We start from the raw sequence: 12,934 nt of genomic DNA, 5'->3' as shown, positions 1-12,934 counted from the left end.
GTCGCTCAGTGGGCGCGCTCCACCTCGCCGGCCTCGTGCCAGTGCGGCGCGATGCGGGAAGGCGGCAGGGCGCGGGCCTCCAGGGCCTCGGCGACGCGGCGGTGGAACCAGCGGCGCACGGGCGCGGGCATCTCGCGCAGCACGGCCTCGTAGAGCAGGTCGTGCGTGAACCAGCGCTCGCGCATGAACTGCCCGTCCAGCAGCTCCTGCCAGTAGCCCGCCACGTCCAGCGGGGCCACGCCGAGCACCTCCTCGGCGAGCTCCGGGCTGAAGTCGTCCTTCGCCACCGCCACCAGCCGCGCGAGCTGCAGCGCCGGAAGGCTGAGGCGCTTGAGGCGGCGGCTGAGCACCGGCTCCACCCGGCTGCTGAGCGGCAGGCGCTCCGGGAGCCGCGCGGAGAGCTCCCCGCTCTCCATGAGGCTCTTGAGCGTCTCCACCACGAAGAGGGGATTTCCGCCGGTGTGGCGCGTGAGCAGCGGCGCGAGCGCGTCCGCGTCCCCGAACGCGGGGCCGAGGCCGCGCACCATCTCCACGACCTCCTCGGCCGTGAGCGGCTCCACGTGCAGGCGCACCGCGAGCCCCGCGTCCACCAGGCGCTGCACCTGCGCCTCCATCTCCGGGGCGAGCTCGTGCGAGCGGATGCCGGTCATGAAGCGCGGCAGCTCCATCCCCTCTGCCTGGCGCGCGAGCAGGTAGCCCGCGGTCTCCATGCTGCTGGTGTCGATGTACTGCAGGTCGTCCGTGACGATGGCGCCGAGCCCGTCCGCCGTGTGGCGCATCAGCTCCACCAGGCTCTCGAAGAGGCGCGCCTTGTCCGTCTCGCCGCCGCGCGAGGGCACCTCCTCGCTCAGCTCGGGCACCAGCTGCGCGAGCTCGCGGCGCGCCCACGAGGGAAGGGCCGCCCCGGGCCTGCGCGCGAGCAGCTTTCGCCACAGGCGCACGGAGGTGGAGTAGGGCACCAGCGCGTCGCCGGGGCGGCCGGGGACGAGCAGCGTGTCCTCGCCGCGGGAGGCGAGGAACTCGGTGAGCAGGCGCGTCTTGCCCGAGCCCGGCTCGCCGTAGAGGAAGACGGACTGGCGCGCCTCCCACGCGGCGTTGAGCTGCGCCCACACCCGCGCGCGCCCTGCGAGCACCGGCGGGCGGAGGATGGCGGTGGGCAGCAGGGCCGCGCGGGGGGCCGCGGGGGCGGCGGCCGGGGCGCCCGGGTCGCTGCGCCCGGCGCGGCCGCGCTCGATGTCGCGCGCGAGCGCCCGCGTCTCCTCGGAGGGCTCCAGGTCCAGCTCGCGCTGCAGCGCGAGGCGGCAGCGGTCGAAGGCGCGCAGCGCGGCGGCGCGGTCGCCCAGCGCCGCGTGCAGGCGCATGCTGCGCCGGTGCGCCGCCTCCTGCGCCGGGGCGAGCTCCAGCAGGCGCGCGTTCCACTCGAGCGCCGGGTGCAGCGCCCCCGCGCGCTCGAGCCGCGCCGCCTCCTGCTCCAGGGCGCCGGCGCGCACGCCGCGCAGGTGCTCGCGCTGGGCGTGCACCCAGTCGCCCAGCTCGGGCAGGGCGTCGTAGTCGAGGCCCCACAGGAGCTCGCCCTCCTGGCGCGCGACGTCCGCGTAGCGCCCGGCGGTGGCGTGCAGCTCCAGCTCGGCGGCGTCCACCGCCACCTGCGGGGAGAGCCGCAGCCGGCCCTCCACGTCCTCCACCAGCTCCTCGCCCGCCGCCTGGCGCAGCCGCCGCAGCAGCTGGCGCAGGTTGTTGCGCGCGGTGGTCTCGGGGGAGGCGGGCCAGAGCAGGCTCGCGAGCCGGGCGCGCGGCTGCGGCCCCTCCAGGGTGAGCAGCGCGAGCAGCGCCGCGGGGCGCAGGTCCAGCGGCAGGCGCACGGCCTCCGCGCCCCCCGCGGCCACGCCCTGCAGCGCAGCGCCTCCGAGCAACTCCAGCCGCCAGCGCGGCGCCGCCCCTTCGCCCGATGAGCTCACAGTGCACCCTGGTACCACAGCCGGGGTGGGCGGGGCACGGCCACCGGGGCGCGGAGCGCTACCAGCGCCCATCGTCCTGCCAGACGGGAGCCGGGGGGGTGAGGCACTTCTCGCGGCGCGGGTCGCAGGCGTCCTCGGCCGAGTGGCGGGTCGCCAGCTGCAGCGCGAGCGCCGCGAGCCGCTCGCGCACCTCGGCGGGGGCGATGGGGGGCACGAGCGGGTGCAGGGCGAGGCCCAGCAGCACGGAGAGGCCCAGGATGAGCGCGCCGCGGCCGGGCCGGTTGAAGCGCCGCACGTCCTCGCCCTGGTTGTGGCGCCACACCGCGTGCACGCCGCCCAGCAGGTCCAGCGCCCAGAGGGTGAGCACGGCCACGAGCGCGACGCGGGCCGTCCGGTGGCCGCGGTCCACCAGGTACACGCCGAGGCACTGGCCTGCCGAGAGGATCAGGCCCACGCCCGGCAGGTCTGCCCGCCAGTGCGCCGAGCCCGGAAGGAAGAGCCCGTAGCCGACGAAGAGCACCAGCCGCTGCCGCAGCCCGGGGGCGCGTCCTGTCGCTGGAGCGGTCAGCCTTCCCTCCCGGAGTGCCTCGCTGGGGAGCCCAGACTCGCACGGAGGCGGGCGGCGGCGCTCGCCGCAGCCGGAGCGGGGGTTGCCCACGGACAGCCGGTGCGGGGCGGGCGGAAGGGGGGCGGCGCTCCGTGCGTTGCGCGAGGGGGCGGGTGCGCCGGCCCGCTGCACCTTCGTCCGAGTCGCCCGGGGGGTCGAGCGCTGCACCCTGCGGCCGGACGTGCACCAGCGCACGCAGCGCCCGCACCGCGCGGCTGCTGCGCGCGCGCCACGGGGTGCGCAGTGTTGCGGGCGGTCCGTGCGTCCACCTGCGCGCGCGCCCGACGTGCGGCCCCGCGCCGGCCCCCTCCGTCGAAGTCGAACGCCTCCGGAGGTCCGCCATGCGCCCTGCCCTGCTCGCCCTCGCCGCCCTCGGTCTGCTGCTGTGCGCGGGCACGCCGCCGCCGCCCTCGCACGCCACCCCGCCGCACGCCGCGGCGCACGGCGCCGCACCCGGCTCGCTGGAGGCGCTCGCCCAGGGCGCCCTGTTGCTGCCGGACCTCGGCTCGCTGCACTACCCGGCCACACAGAACGCCCAGGCGCAGGCCTTCTTCGACCAGGGCCTGAGGCTCGTGTACGGCTTCAACCACGACGAGGCCGCGCGCTCCTTCGCCCGCGCCGCGCAGCTGGACCCCCGGTGCGCGCTCTGCTTCTGGGGCGCCGCGCTCGCGCTGGGGCCCAACTACAACGTGCCCATGCTGCCGGACCGCGCGCAGGCGGCGTGGGAGGGCGTGCAGCGCGCGCAGGCGCTCGCGCCCAGCGCGAGCCCCGTGCAGCGCGCGCTCATCGGCGCCATCGCGAAGCGCTACCCCGGCCCCGAGCCGAAGGACCCGCCCGCGATGCAGCCCTACAGCGAGGCCTACGCGCGCGCCATGGAGGCCGTGGCCCAGCAGTTCCCGGACGACCTGGACGTGCAGGTGCTCACCGCGGAGGCGCAGATGAACCTGCGCCCGTGGAAGCTGTGGGGCCTGGACGGCACGCCCGCACCCGGCACCGAGGCCATCGTCGCGCGGCTCGAGCGCGTGCTCGCGCGCGACCCGGACCACCCGGGCGCGAACCACTACTACATCCACGTGGTGGAGGCCTCGCCCACCCCGGACCGCGCGCTGCCGTCCGCCGAGCGGCTCGCGGGCCTCATGCCCGGCGCAGGCCACGTGGTGCACATGCCCGCCCACATCTTCCAGCGCGTGGGGCGCTACGCGGACGCGAGCGAGGCGAACCGCCGCGCGGTGAAGGCCGACGACGCGTACCTCGCGCGCACGAAGCCGCCCGGCTACTACCCCATGTACCTCGCGCACAACTGGGGCTTCCTCGCCTTCAGCGCGAGCATGCAGGGGCGCGCCGAGGAGGCCGTGCACGCGGCGCGCGAGAGCGCCAGGGCCGCGCCGCCCGAGATGCTGAAGATGATGCCGGGCATGGACTTCTTCATCTCCGAGCCCCTGCTCGCGATGGTGCGCTTCGGCCGCTACGACGCGCTCTTGCGCGAGCCGCGCCCGGACCCCAAGTACCCGGTGATGACGGGGCTGTGGCTGCACGCGCACGGGCTCGCGCTCGCGGCGAAGGGGCGCCTGCCCGAGGCGCGCCAGGCGGCTGCGGAGCTCGCGAAGCTCGCGCGCACCGTGCCCGCGGACATGCCCGCCGGCAACAACACCGCGCGCGACGTGCTGGGCGTGGCCTCGCAGGTGCTCGAGGCGGGCATCGCCGAGCGCGCGCGCGCCCCGGACGCGCTGGAGCGCTGGGCGGCCGCGGTGAAGGCGGCGGACGGGCTCGCGTACTCGGAGCCCGCGGACTGGTTCTACCCGGTGCGCCACTTCCAGGGCGCGGCCTTGATCGACGCGAAGCGCTTCCCCGAGGCCGAGGCCGTGTTCCGCGAGGACCTGCGGCGAAACCCGAAGAACGGCTGGGCGCTGTTCGGGCTCGCGCAGGCGCTGCAGGGCGAGGGCCACGCCCCCGAGGCCGAGGCCGTGCGCGCCCAGTTCCGCGAGGCCTGGGCGCAGGCGGACACGCCCCTCACCCGCGCGGCGCTGTGGCGCGAGGCGTCCGGGGCCCAGGCGCGCCCGTCGCCTTCGCGATAGGGGCGCAAGAAGCGGAGCGCGGCGCGGGGGCGGGCGGCGTTAGACAGGAGCTCGCATCCCTCTCTCGAAGGAGCCCTGCCCATGCTGCGCCTGCACGACTGCGCTGCCTCTGCCAACGGTTACAAGGTCCGCCTGCTGCTCGCGCAGCTGCGCCGCCCCTACGAGCTCGTGGAGGTGGACATCTTCCGCGGCGAGAGCCGCACGCCCGCGTTCCTCGAGGGCAATCCCTCCGGACAGATTCCGGTGCTGCAGCTGGAGGGCGGGCAGTGGCTGCCCGAGTCCAACGCCATCCTCTTCTACCTCGCGCAGGGCACGGTGCTGCTCAGTGACGACCCGGCGATTCGCGCGCGCACGCTGGGGTGGATGTTCTTCGAGCAGAACGCCGTGGAGCCGAAGCTGGGCAGCGCGCGCTTCTGGATCCTCTCCGGGCGGGACAAGGGGCGCGAGGCGGCGCTCGCATACCTGAAGGAGGCGGGGAAGGGCGCGCTCGAGACGATGGAGCGCCACCTGCAGCGCTACAGCTTCTTCGTGGAGGAGCACTACAGCGTCGCGGACATCGCGCTGTACGCGTACAGCCACCTGGCGCCGGAGGCCGGCGTGTCGCTCGGGCCCTTCCCCGCGGTGCGCGCGTGGATTGCGCGCGTGGAGGCGCAGCCGGACTTCTTCCCCGGCCCTGCGCCCTACCCCGCCAACGCTCGCGTGGACCTGTGACGAGAGGGCCTGCGTGAGGGTGCCGGGCGGAGCTGCGTTCCCGAGACTGCGATAAGGAGCAGCCCATGTCCCCGGCGAGCGAGCACTCCGATCCGATGTCCCTGGTGCAGCGCGCCCGAGACGTGCGAGCGCCGGAGGAGCGCGAGCGGCTCGTCGCGGCCTCCCTCGCGGGGCTGCCCTCCGGAGGCGACGCGCGGGACCGCGCCCTCTTCGAGGTGGCGCTGGCGCTGTGGCGGAACTGGAGGCCCGAGGACCTCGCGCTGACGCGGCTGCTGGTCCGGCACGAGACGCAGGCGATGCGTCGGGAGCACAGGTGCGGTGATGCCCCGCGCGCGCTGTGCTTCCTGCTGCACCTGAAGGGTGAGGCGCGCGACGCCACGCTCATCTACGAGGCGAAGACGTCGAGCTTCGACGCGGCATGCAGCATCGAGGTGGAGATGCTCTCGATGCACCGCACGCGCGAGGAGATGGGGGCCTTCCTGGACGGGCTCGCGCTCGATCCCACGGTGGACCCGAAGTGGCTGTCGCAGCTGCGTGAGTGGGTGCTCCGCCCCTTCGATGCGTCGGACTACGAGAGCCACGTGTCCTACTGCGAGGGGCTGCGCGAGTACTTCGGCATGTGATGCGCGGGCGCGCCGGGTCACTCGAAGCGCCACAGGTCCTTGGGCGTGAAGGTCCACTCCGGCGTGCGCAGCTGCTCCCCGAAGTCGAGCGCGTACCAGGCGCCGAGAAGGGGCTGCTCGAGGTTTCGCAGTACGTGCACGTCCTGCGCGGGCATGTAGCCCTGTGCGAGGAGGAAGAGGCGCGCGCCCGTGCGCGGCTGCACCGCCGTGTCCACCACCAGCACCGCGTGGCCCGGAGCGCCCGGCTGCAGGAAGACGTCTCCGGCCTGCAGGTGTGTCACGTCCACGCGCCGCAGCTCCTGCGCGAGCGACTGCGTGCCCGCGTACGTGAACACCACGTCCAGGTAGGCGCGCAGGTTCGCGCGGTCCGTCCCCGCGCGCCCGCCCTGCGTCCACGTCACGTGCCGGCCGCGCACCTGCGGCCGCTCGCCCGCGGCCCAGCGCGCGAAGGGAAGCGGCTCGCCGGAGGTGGTGCGGAAGTGGAGCTCGGAGAGCCTCCCTCGCGCGTAGAGGTACTCCGCGCGCAGGCGGATGACGGCGTCCGCGCACTGCTGCAGGTCGCGCGTCCCGGTGTCCAGCGCGAGCACCCCGGCGTGCACGTCCTGCCGGCGCTTGAGCGCGCCCGTGTACAGGCGCACGGGGCTGCCCGCGGGGCGCAGGGGGAGTGCGCGCAGCCAGGTGGCGAAGCTCGAGGGTGCGGCATCTTCGCGCACGTAGCCCGCGGGAGGTGGGAAGCGCTGGGCGAGCGTGTCCTGCGGGGATGAGGCGAGGACGGCGAGGGTCAGGAAGAGCGCGGCGGGGAGCATGGGATGCTCGAACGCGTGACGTGGGGCGCGCGGTCTATGGCGCTCATCCGCGTCAGCGCGCGCGCCGGTGCAGGTACAGCTGCAGGCTGCGCAGATGCTTTCCCCAGTGGGAGTCGAAACCGAAGCGGAGGTGCCAGAGGGCGTCGGCCTCGCTCGTGGACTCCCAGCGCAGGAGGACGCCCTCCAGCTCGCGCGCGATGTCGATGAGGTCATCGAGCGCATCCCCGATGCCGAGTTCGGGCTCGCCGAGGTGCTCGGTGGACTCGAGCACCGCGTCGTAGAGGCCGAGCCCGGGGAAGAGCGGGCCGAGTCGTGCGCGCAGGGCGTCGTGGGGAGTGAGCGCGGGCTCGGGGAAGCGCCGCTCATCGCCAGGACCGTGAGCGAAGTGCTGTGCGAGCGCGAGTCGATCGAGTGCCAGGCGCAGGGCGGCCTCACGCTCGGCGTCGCCCATCGGCTGCTCGAGGACGTCGAAGAGGGCGCTCGCAGCAGCGCGGATCTCGGCGGGCGTCGAGATGGGGCCTCCCGGTCTACACCGCGCTCGACAGGCCGCCGTCCAGGTTGATGGCCGTGCCGCTGAGGTAGGCGGCGCGCGGGGAGAGGAGGAAGGCGACGAGGTCCGCGAACTCCGCCGTGCGCCCCACCCGGCCCAGGGGGATGCCGCTGTCGCGCGCGAGCTGCCCGTAGAGCGCCTCCACGCTCTGGCCGGCCGCCTTCGCCTTGCGCTCCCACTGCCCGCTCTCCACCAGGCCGATCAGCACCGCGTTCACGCGGATGCCCTCCGGCCCCAGTTCCTTGGAGAGCGCCTTGGTGAGCGCCATGCCGGCCGCGCGCGACACGCTGCTGGGAGCCGAGCGGGCGCCGGGGGCCTTGGCCGCCATGGCGAGCACGTTGAGGATGCTGCCCCCGCCGGCCGCGCGCAGGTGCGGCAGCGCGCCGCGGATGAGGCGCACGGCCGCCATCAGCTTGAGGTCCAGGTCCGCGGCCCAGGCCGCGTCGTCCACGGACTCGAAGGGGCGCGCGGCCGCCGTGCCCGCGTTGTTCACGAGTGCGTCCACCCGGCCGAAGGCGCGCACGCTCTCCGCGAGGAAGCGCTCGCAGTCCTCCGCGCGCGTGATGTCCGCCCTCACCGCGAGCCCCTCGCCGCCGGCGGCCTTCACGGCGGCGCGCGTGCGCTCGAGGCGCTCGGCATCGCGGCCGCAGAAGGCCACCCGCGCCCCCTCCTCCGCGAGCCGCACGCAGGCGGCCGCGCCCAGCCCGTCCGAGCCACCGGTGACGAGGACGACCTTGTTCGCGAGCTCGAGGTTCATGGGCAGGCTCCCGTGCGAGGGGGTTCAGGTGCGCTCCCCGTCCTCTCACAGAGCGCCGCCGCGGCCGCAACCCCTTCCACGGTGTGGGGCGCACCGGGCGCGGGAACTTGACGAATTGCAGCATTTGCATGAAGAGGCGCCATGCTGCGCATCGACCTGCACCGGCACCTGGAGGGGAGCCACTCGCCGGCGGCCCTGGCCGAGGTGGCCCGCCACTTCCCCATCCCCGCGCTGCGCGATGCCTCCGGCGCGCCCCTGCTGCCGCCCGCCATCGCCGAGGGGCTGGTGATGCAGGGCCCGGGCACCTTCGACGACTTCTACCGCTGCGTCCTCTTCGCGCGCCGCGCCTACGCGTCCCTGGACGTGGTGCGCGAGCTCACCCGGCTCGCCTGCGTGGAGGTGGCGGCGGAGATGGACCGCTGCGAGCTGCGCTTCGGCCTCTACTCCATGACGCGCGACTACCTGGCGAACGTGGGGACGAGGGTGGAGACCCTGGCCCCCGTCCCCTTCGCGGACGTGCACGCGCGCGGCGTGCTGGAGGCGGTGCTCGCGGGGCGCGACGCCGCCGAGCGCGAGACGGGCCGCCGCGTGCGCCTGCGCCTGGGCTTCAGCCGAACCTTCGAGAGCGAGCCGCGCTACGCCGCCATGGCGGACATGGTGCAGGAGTACACGGGCGCGCTGGTGGGCATGGACGTGCAGGGCAAGCCCGCGCGCGGCTTCGCGGAGCCGCTGCCCGAGGGGCTGGTGCGCATCCTCGAGCGCCTGCGCCCGCAGCTGCTGGACCTCACCCTGCACGCGGGCGAGCTCGAGGGCGCGGAGTCCATCGAGCAGGCGCTCGCGCTGCGCCCGGACGGCCTGGGCCACGGCGTGCGCGCGGTGGAGAGCGAGCCGCTGATGCGCAGGCTCGCGGAGCTGGGCACCACGCTGGAGGTGTGCCCCACGAGCAACGCGCTGCTCATCGGGCCCACGCTCGCCGAGCTCTCGGCGCGCCACGGCGGACTCCACCCGCTCGCGGTGCTGCTGCAGCACGGGGTGCGCTGCGCCGTCGCGACGGACGATCCGGCGAACTTCGGCACGGACCTCTCGCGCGAGCACGCGCTCGCACGCGGGCTCGGCGTGGACGTGGCGCAGCTCGCGGCGAACGCCCTGCGGCGCTGGGAGCAGGTGGGCGCCAATGCGCGGCTTGCGGACGCGGCGTAGCGCCGCTCAGGGGGTGCAGTCGAAGCGGTACTGGGTCCAGTAGTAGCTGTTGGCCTGGCGCTCCGCGATCGTGCGCGTGAGCGGGTCCCAGGTCCACGTGGTCACCTCGCCTACGGAGCCGTCCACGCTGCTGCTCGTCTCGAGGCGCACGGGGTCCGGGGCGCCGCAGGCGTAGGTCCAGCGCTGTGCCTGGCGGAGCCCTCCAGAGGCGTTGCGCGCGGTGGTCCACGCGAGCGCCTGTCGGCCCTCCGGGTCGTAGGCGAAGCGGGTGAGGTAGGACGTGTTCCCGCTGTACGTGTGGAGCTGGCGGCGCACCGCCACGCGGCCCTGCGCGTCGCGCTCGTCCCAGGTCCAGGTCGTGGCTTCGCCCATGTTCCCGCTGAAGGTGTAGAGGCTCGCCAGCTCCGCCCCCGCCGCGTCGAAGTAGCGCCGGGTCGAGGTGGTGGTGTTGGAGGTGAGGATGGCCTCCTCCTCGGCCCGCAGGTGTCCCGAGGCATCCCAGGCGCGCGCGACGCTGCGCAGGGGGGTGAGCTCGAGGGTGCGGTGGCCGCGTGCGTCGTAGGTCAGCTCACGGCGCTCGACCGGGCGGGAGGGCGAATCGGGGTAGGAGACCTCGTAGTGGGCAGGCCTCCCGTCGCACGCGCGGTGCAGTTGCCAGCGGGTGTGGCCGACCGCACCGAGGTGCGAGCTCTCCTCGAGGAAGGTCTCCAGCAGTCCGTCCGGGCTCCACTGCCACAGCTCGTGGATGACGCTGTCGCGGCCCCAGTCCCAGTAGGAGCGCTCGAGGGGCCGCTCCTGCGGGTCGTACTGCAACTCGTTCGGGGGATGGGTGCAGGGCTCCGAAGGGCTGCAGCCGTGCGTCTGCGTCCAGTGGGTGCCGGTGGCCGAGCGGGTGGTGCGCTCGATGAGGACGCCGTCGTTGTAATAGAGCGCCCGCTCACACCAGCTCGCGAGAGAAGGACGACCGTCAGAGGGAACGCACGCCGCGGGTTCCGTGAGGCCGAAGGGCGCGTCGTCGGCCGGGGGCTGGTAGGCCGCGGAAGGCCGGCTCACGGCTTCCCAGCCGCCCTCGGGCTCGGGGATCGCCTCGGCGAGCTTCACGGTGGGGGCGCACTCCGCGTCGGCCACCGGCGGCACGCCCGCGTCGGGGAGGTGCTCCCCCTGCCCGGCGTCCGGCGGGTCCGCGTGTGGGGCGGTCCCCTCTTCGCCAGGGAGGGAGGTCCCTGGGGCGGGCGTTGCCTCCGCGCCGCACGCGCCTTCGCACGGTGCCGCCGTCTGCGGGGGCGACCCGCAGGCGCTGAGCCACAATGCCACCACCGCTCCACGCAGCCACTTTGCCTTCATCCCCGTCTCCCGCCCCGGTGCTCCGGCGCAAGCTGCCCATCCCTCCCTTTCCCGCAAGGCCCGCGCATCCGGACGTTGTGGGGTGACGGACGCTCCACCGGCGGGGGCTGTCGGCGGATGAGCCCCGGGATGAGCATCTGGCGCGGGACGACCGAGGGAGGAAGGTCGCGATGCAGGACGTGGAGGCGCGGAGTGCTCGCGAGGCGCGCTGGGGCTGGCGCCTGCTGGGGCTGTTCACGCTCGCGCTGCTCGTGACGCTCGTCGCGGTGTTCTTCTGGAACCTGCGCCCGGTGCGCCGCCACGACGGGCAGTGGACGTGGGTGCGGGTCTTGCGGATTCGCTGGCCGACGAGCGGGCTCCGCACGCGCGAGTACGAGGACTTCGAGGACACGCTGCTGCGCCGCGAGTGGGACCTGGATGGCGATGGACGCTACGAGTGCCGCGAGGAGCCCTGCCCCGAGCGCAGCGCCCAGCCCGAGGCCCGCTGTGTCTCGCGACTCCAGGAGGGGCGCTGGGTGGAGGCGCCGGAGCTCGCGAGCTGCACGGAGCTCACGCGGCCCCGTGAGTGAGGCAGGCCAGGGGCGCTTCGTGCCGTCCCCTACCCGAAGCGTTCCGTCCAGGGAGCCTCCGGGCCCGGCGGAGCGCTGGACGGAAGCTTCATTCCAGCCTCGGTCGGGCGACGGGCGGAGGCTTGGATGGAAGCTTCATTCCAGGGGTGCTCGGGGGCGGCAGGGGTCTCAAGCGCTGAAAATTGTTCAGCAAAACCCCCGACATCCCAGAACAGGTGCGCGCACCACCCCGCCGGACACCCTCCCCTTCGTCACCCCCGAGCGCCGCGCAGGCCGACGCCCCACGGGCTCGGCGGCCACGGGAGGCCCCCTGCCCTTCCCGCCTTTCCTCCAGGCGCGGGCGCCGTGCTGGGCAGGGGACGGCACGAAGCGACCCTGTGCATCCGGCTTCCTCAGGATGAAGTCCTCCACTGCGTTCTGGGCGCCCCGCGTGGACTCGTCGTGCACGGCGAGGAAGGTGACCGGCGGGTCCTTCAGCGCGCGCGCCACCGCGAGCAGCTCGGGGGAGCTCGTTGCGGCAGGGCCCGCACCCGTGCGCCCCGTCGTCGAGCACCCCCCCTGCCCTTTCAGGCTCTCCAGGGTGACGCGGGCGCCGGGGCGCGGCGGATGAAAGCCCTTGCCCTGCCCCGCCGGCCACCGGTACTCCTCGCGGTCACAGGTGCCGAGGGGCGCCTGCCCGAAAAGACGACGTCACCCTCGCCTCACCCGCTGCTCCAGTTCTCGCTGAAGTTCCTTCCACGGTCCCCGAACGGGTGCGGGCCGACGTCGAGGGAGCCTCATGAGAACTTCCACCCCGTTGCCGCTGTCCGAGTGCCGGGTGCGCGCCTCGCTGCTGCTCAAGGCGCTGCACGGCCCGGACGCCGCGCGCGCCCGCGAGGCTGCGCTGCGCCTGCGCACCCTGCCCGGCTTCGCCTCCGTCCCACTCGAGCAGTTGCTGCAGCACCGCGAGGACGTGCAGCGCAAGCACGCGCTCGCGTGCATCGCCCACGAGCAGGGCTTCGCCTCCTGGGCCCAGCTCAAGGCGGCGCGCGAGGCGGAAGCCCCCGCGCTCGACACGCGCACGCTGTTCCGGGGCAACCTGCACGGCTTCCTCAACCGCTGGTTCTCGTCGTACGAGGAGGCGCGCGCCTCGCTGCAGGCGGCGCCCGGGATGCTCTTCCCCTACGGCCCGCGCCAGTTCGTCGTGTGCGAGCCGGGCTTCGTGCGCGCGCTGGGGCTGGACCCCTCGGACCCGGACTGGGAGCGCATCGGGCACGACTGGGCGCGGCCGAAGGACCCCGCTGCGCGCGCCCGGCTCGAGCAGCGCCTGCGGCAGCTCGGCTACGGGGAGGTGGCCCATGGCTGAGTCCAGGGCGAGCCGTGCCGAGCTCAAGCGCCAGTACCGCGAGGCCGCGCCGCCCGCGGGTGTTTGGGCGGTGCGCAACCTGCGCAGCGGCAAGGTGCTGCTGGGCGCGAGCCCCAACGTGCCCGGCATGCTCAACCGGCTGCGCTTCGAGCTGCAGCAGCGCCTGCACCGGGTCGCCCCGGCGCTGCAGGCGGACTGGGAGCAGCTGGGCCCGGAGGCCTTTGCCTTCGAGACGCTGGACCTGCTGCCCGAGCCGAAGGACGGCACGCGCCTGGACCCGGCCGCCCTGCGCGAGGAGCTGAAGGTGCTCGAGGCGCTGTGGCTCGAGCGGCTGCGGCCCTGGGGCGAGGCGGGCTACCACCCGGCGCCGTGAGCGCGCCTCCGGGCGC

General features: G+C 74.7%; 13 protein-coding genes. 7 read left to right on the top strand and 6 right to left on the bottom strand.

The window, feature by feature from the left end:
- Nucleotides 1-5 precede the first annotated feature (5 nt).
- Both FGE12_RS23685 and FGE12_RS23680 read right to left on the bottom strand, forming a co-directional pair.
- Entirely contained in the window at nucleotides 6-1,958 is a 1,953-nt protein-coding gene (locus FGE12_RS23685; RefSeq protein ID WP_194798199.1) for an AAA family ATPase, read from the bottom strand.
- Between the two features lie 58 nt (nucleotides 1,959-2,016).
- Nucleotides 2,017-2,478 (bottom strand): hypothetical protein, encoded by a 462-nt coding sequence (locus FGE12_RS23680; protein ID WP_153868852.1) that lies wholly within the window; start codon nucleotides 2,476-2,478, stop codon nucleotides 2,017-2,019.
- 428 nt (nucleotides 2,479-2,906) lie between these two features.
- Here FGE12_RS23680 and FGE12_RS23675 point away from each other — a divergent pair, with 428 nt between their 5' ends.
- From FGE12_RS23675 to FGE12_RS23665, 3 genes are all read left to right on the top strand, one after another.
- On the top strand, nucleotides 2,907-4,640 hold the full coding sequence (locus tag FGE12_RS23675; RefSeq protein WP_153868851.1) for a hypothetical protein: 1,734 nt from the start codon (nucleotides 2,907-2,909) through the stop codon (nucleotides 4,638-4,640).
- An 81-nt stretch (nucleotides 4,641-4,721) separates the two neighbouring features.
- Nucleotides 4,722-5,351 (top strand): glutathione S-transferase family protein, encoded by a 630-nt coding sequence (locus FGE12_RS23670; protein ID WP_153868850.1) that lies wholly within the window; start codon nucleotides 4,722-4,724, stop codon nucleotides 5,349-5,351.
- 65 nt (nucleotides 5,352-5,416) lie between these two features.
- Nucleotides 5,417-5,974, top strand: coding sequence for a hypothetical protein (locus FGE12_RS23665; RefSeq protein WP_153868849.1), 558 nt, complete (start codon nucleotides 5,417-5,419; stop codon nucleotides 5,972-5,974).
- Between the two features lie 17 nt (nucleotides 5,975-5,991).
- On the opposite strand, the gene FGE12_RS23660 is transcribed toward FGE12_RS23665, so the two are convergent.
- The 3 genes from FGE12_RS23660 to FGE12_RS23650 all read right to left on the bottom strand — a co-directional run bounded on the left by FGE12_RS23660 (nucleotide 5,992) and on the right by FGE12_RS23650 (nucleotide 8,087).
- Nucleotides 5,992-6,780, bottom strand: a complete 789-nt coding sequence (locus FGE12_RS23660) for a DUF4846 domain-containing protein (protein WP_153868848.1) — start codon at nucleotides 6,778-6,780, stop codon at nucleotides 5,992-5,994.
- Nucleotides 6,781-6,832: 52 nt separating this feature from the next.
- Nucleotides 6,833-7,231: a DUF5063 domain-containing protein gene (locus FGE12_RS23655; protein WP_153868847.1), complete on the bottom strand. Its 399-nt coding sequence runs from the start codon at nucleotides 7,229-7,231 to the stop codon at nucleotides 6,833-6,835.
- 76 nt (nucleotides 7,232-7,307) lie between these two features.
- The gene (locus FGE12_RS23650) at nucleotides 7,308-8,087 is read right to left on the bottom strand and encodes an SDR family NAD(P)-dependent oxidoreductase (RefSeq protein ID WP_153868846.1); all 780 of its coding nucleotides are present in this window, start codon (nucleotides 8,085-8,087) and stop codon (nucleotides 7,308-7,310) included.
- A 141-nt stretch (nucleotides 8,088-8,228) separates the two neighbouring features.
- On the opposite strand from FGE12_RS23650, the gene FGE12_RS23645 reads away from it, so the two are divergent.
- Nucleotides 8,229-9,287 (top strand): hypothetical protein, encoded by a 1,059-nt coding sequence (locus FGE12_RS23645; RefSeq protein ID WP_153868845.1) that lies wholly within the window; start codon nucleotides 8,229-8,231, stop codon nucleotides 9,285-9,287.
- 6 nt (nucleotides 9,288-9,293) lie between these two features.
- On the opposite strand, the gene FGE12_RS23640 is transcribed toward FGE12_RS23645, so the two are convergent.
- Nucleotides 9,294-10,415: a hypothetical protein gene (locus tag FGE12_RS23640; protein WP_153868844.1), complete on the bottom strand. Its 1,122-nt coding sequence runs from the start codon at nucleotides 10,413-10,415 to the stop codon at nucleotides 9,294-9,296.
- A gap of 386 nt (nucleotides 10,416-10,801) precedes the next feature.
- Here FGE12_RS23640 and FGE12_RS23635 point away from each other — a divergent pair, with 386 nt between their 5' ends.
- From FGE12_RS23635 to FGE12_RS30465, 3 genes are all read left to right on the top strand, one after another.
- Nucleotides 10,802-11,200 (top strand): hypothetical protein, encoded by a 399-nt coding sequence (locus FGE12_RS23635; RefSeq protein WP_153868843.1) that lies wholly within the window; start codon nucleotides 10,802-10,804, stop codon nucleotides 11,198-11,200.
- A 778-nt stretch (nucleotides 11,201-11,978) separates the two neighbouring features.
- Nucleotides 11,979-12,545: a hypothetical protein gene (locus tag FGE12_RS30470; protein ID WP_228531033.1), complete on the top strand. Its 567-nt coding sequence runs from the start codon at nucleotides 11,979-11,981 to the stop codon at nucleotides 12,543-12,545.
- Nucleotides 12,538-12,918: a GIY-YIG nuclease family protein gene (locus FGE12_RS30465; RefSeq protein WP_228531032.1), complete on the top strand. Its 381-nt coding sequence runs from the start codon at nucleotides 12,538-12,540 to the stop codon at nucleotides 12,916-12,918. Before FGE12_RS30470 ends, FGE12_RS30465 begins: the two co-directional genes overlap by 8 nt.
- Nucleotides 12,919-12,934 lie beyond the last annotated feature (16 nt).

The sequence above is a fragment of the Aggregicoccus sp. 17bor-14 genome, from assembly GCF_009659535.1.
In the GTDB taxonomy this organism is placed as follows: domain Bacteria; phylum Myxococcota; class Myxococcia; order Myxococcales; family Myxococcaceae; genus Aggregicoccus.
The sequence above is the reverse complement of the archived record's forward strand: the minus strand, read 5'-3'. Positions and strand labels throughout refer to the sequence as shown.

Excerpts from the sequence above, each read along its gene's own strand:
- FGE12_RS23675 (WP_153868851.1), top strand. The coding sequence starts at position 2,907 with ATGCGCCCTGCCCTGCTCGCCCTCGCCGCCCTCGGTCTGCTGCTGTGC.
- FGE12_RS23670 (WP_153868850.1), top strand. The coding sequence starts at position 4,722 with ATGCTGCGCCTGCACGACTGCGCTGCCTCTGCCAACGGTTACAAGGTC.
- FGE12_RS23665 (WP_153868849.1), top strand. The coding sequence starts at position 5,417 with ATGTCCCCGGCGAGCGAGCACTCCGATCCGATGTCCCTGGTGCAGCGC.
- FGE12_RS23660 (WP_153868848.1), bottom strand. The coding sequence starts at position 6,780 with ATGCTCCCCGCCGCGCTCTTCCTGACCCTCGCCGTCCTCGCCTCATCC.
- FGE12_RS23655 (WP_153868847.1), bottom strand. The coding sequence starts at position 7,231 with ATGGGCGACGCCGAGCGTGAGGCCGCCCTGCGCCTGGCACTCGATCGA.
- FGE12_RS23650 (WP_153868846.1), bottom strand. The coding sequence starts at position 8,087 with ATGAACCTCGAGCTCGCGAACAAGGTCGTCCTCGTCACCGGTGGCTCG.
- FGE12_RS23645 (WP_153868845.1), top strand. The coding sequence starts at position 8,229 with ATGCTGCGCATCGACCTGCACCGGCACCTGGAGGGGAGCCACTCGCCG.
- FGE12_RS23635 (WP_153868843.1), top strand. The coding sequence starts at position 10,802 with ATGCAGGACGTGGAGGCGCGGAGTGCTCGCGAGGCGCGCTGGGGCTGG.
- FGE12_RS30470 (WP_228531033.1), top strand. The coding sequence starts at position 11,979 with ATGAGAACTTCCACCCCGTTGCCGCTGTCCGAGTGCCGGGTGCGCGCC.
- FGE12_RS30465 (WP_228531032.1), top strand. The coding sequence starts at position 12,538 with ATGGCTGAGTCCAGGGCGAGCCGTGCCGAGCTCAAGCGCCAGTACCGC.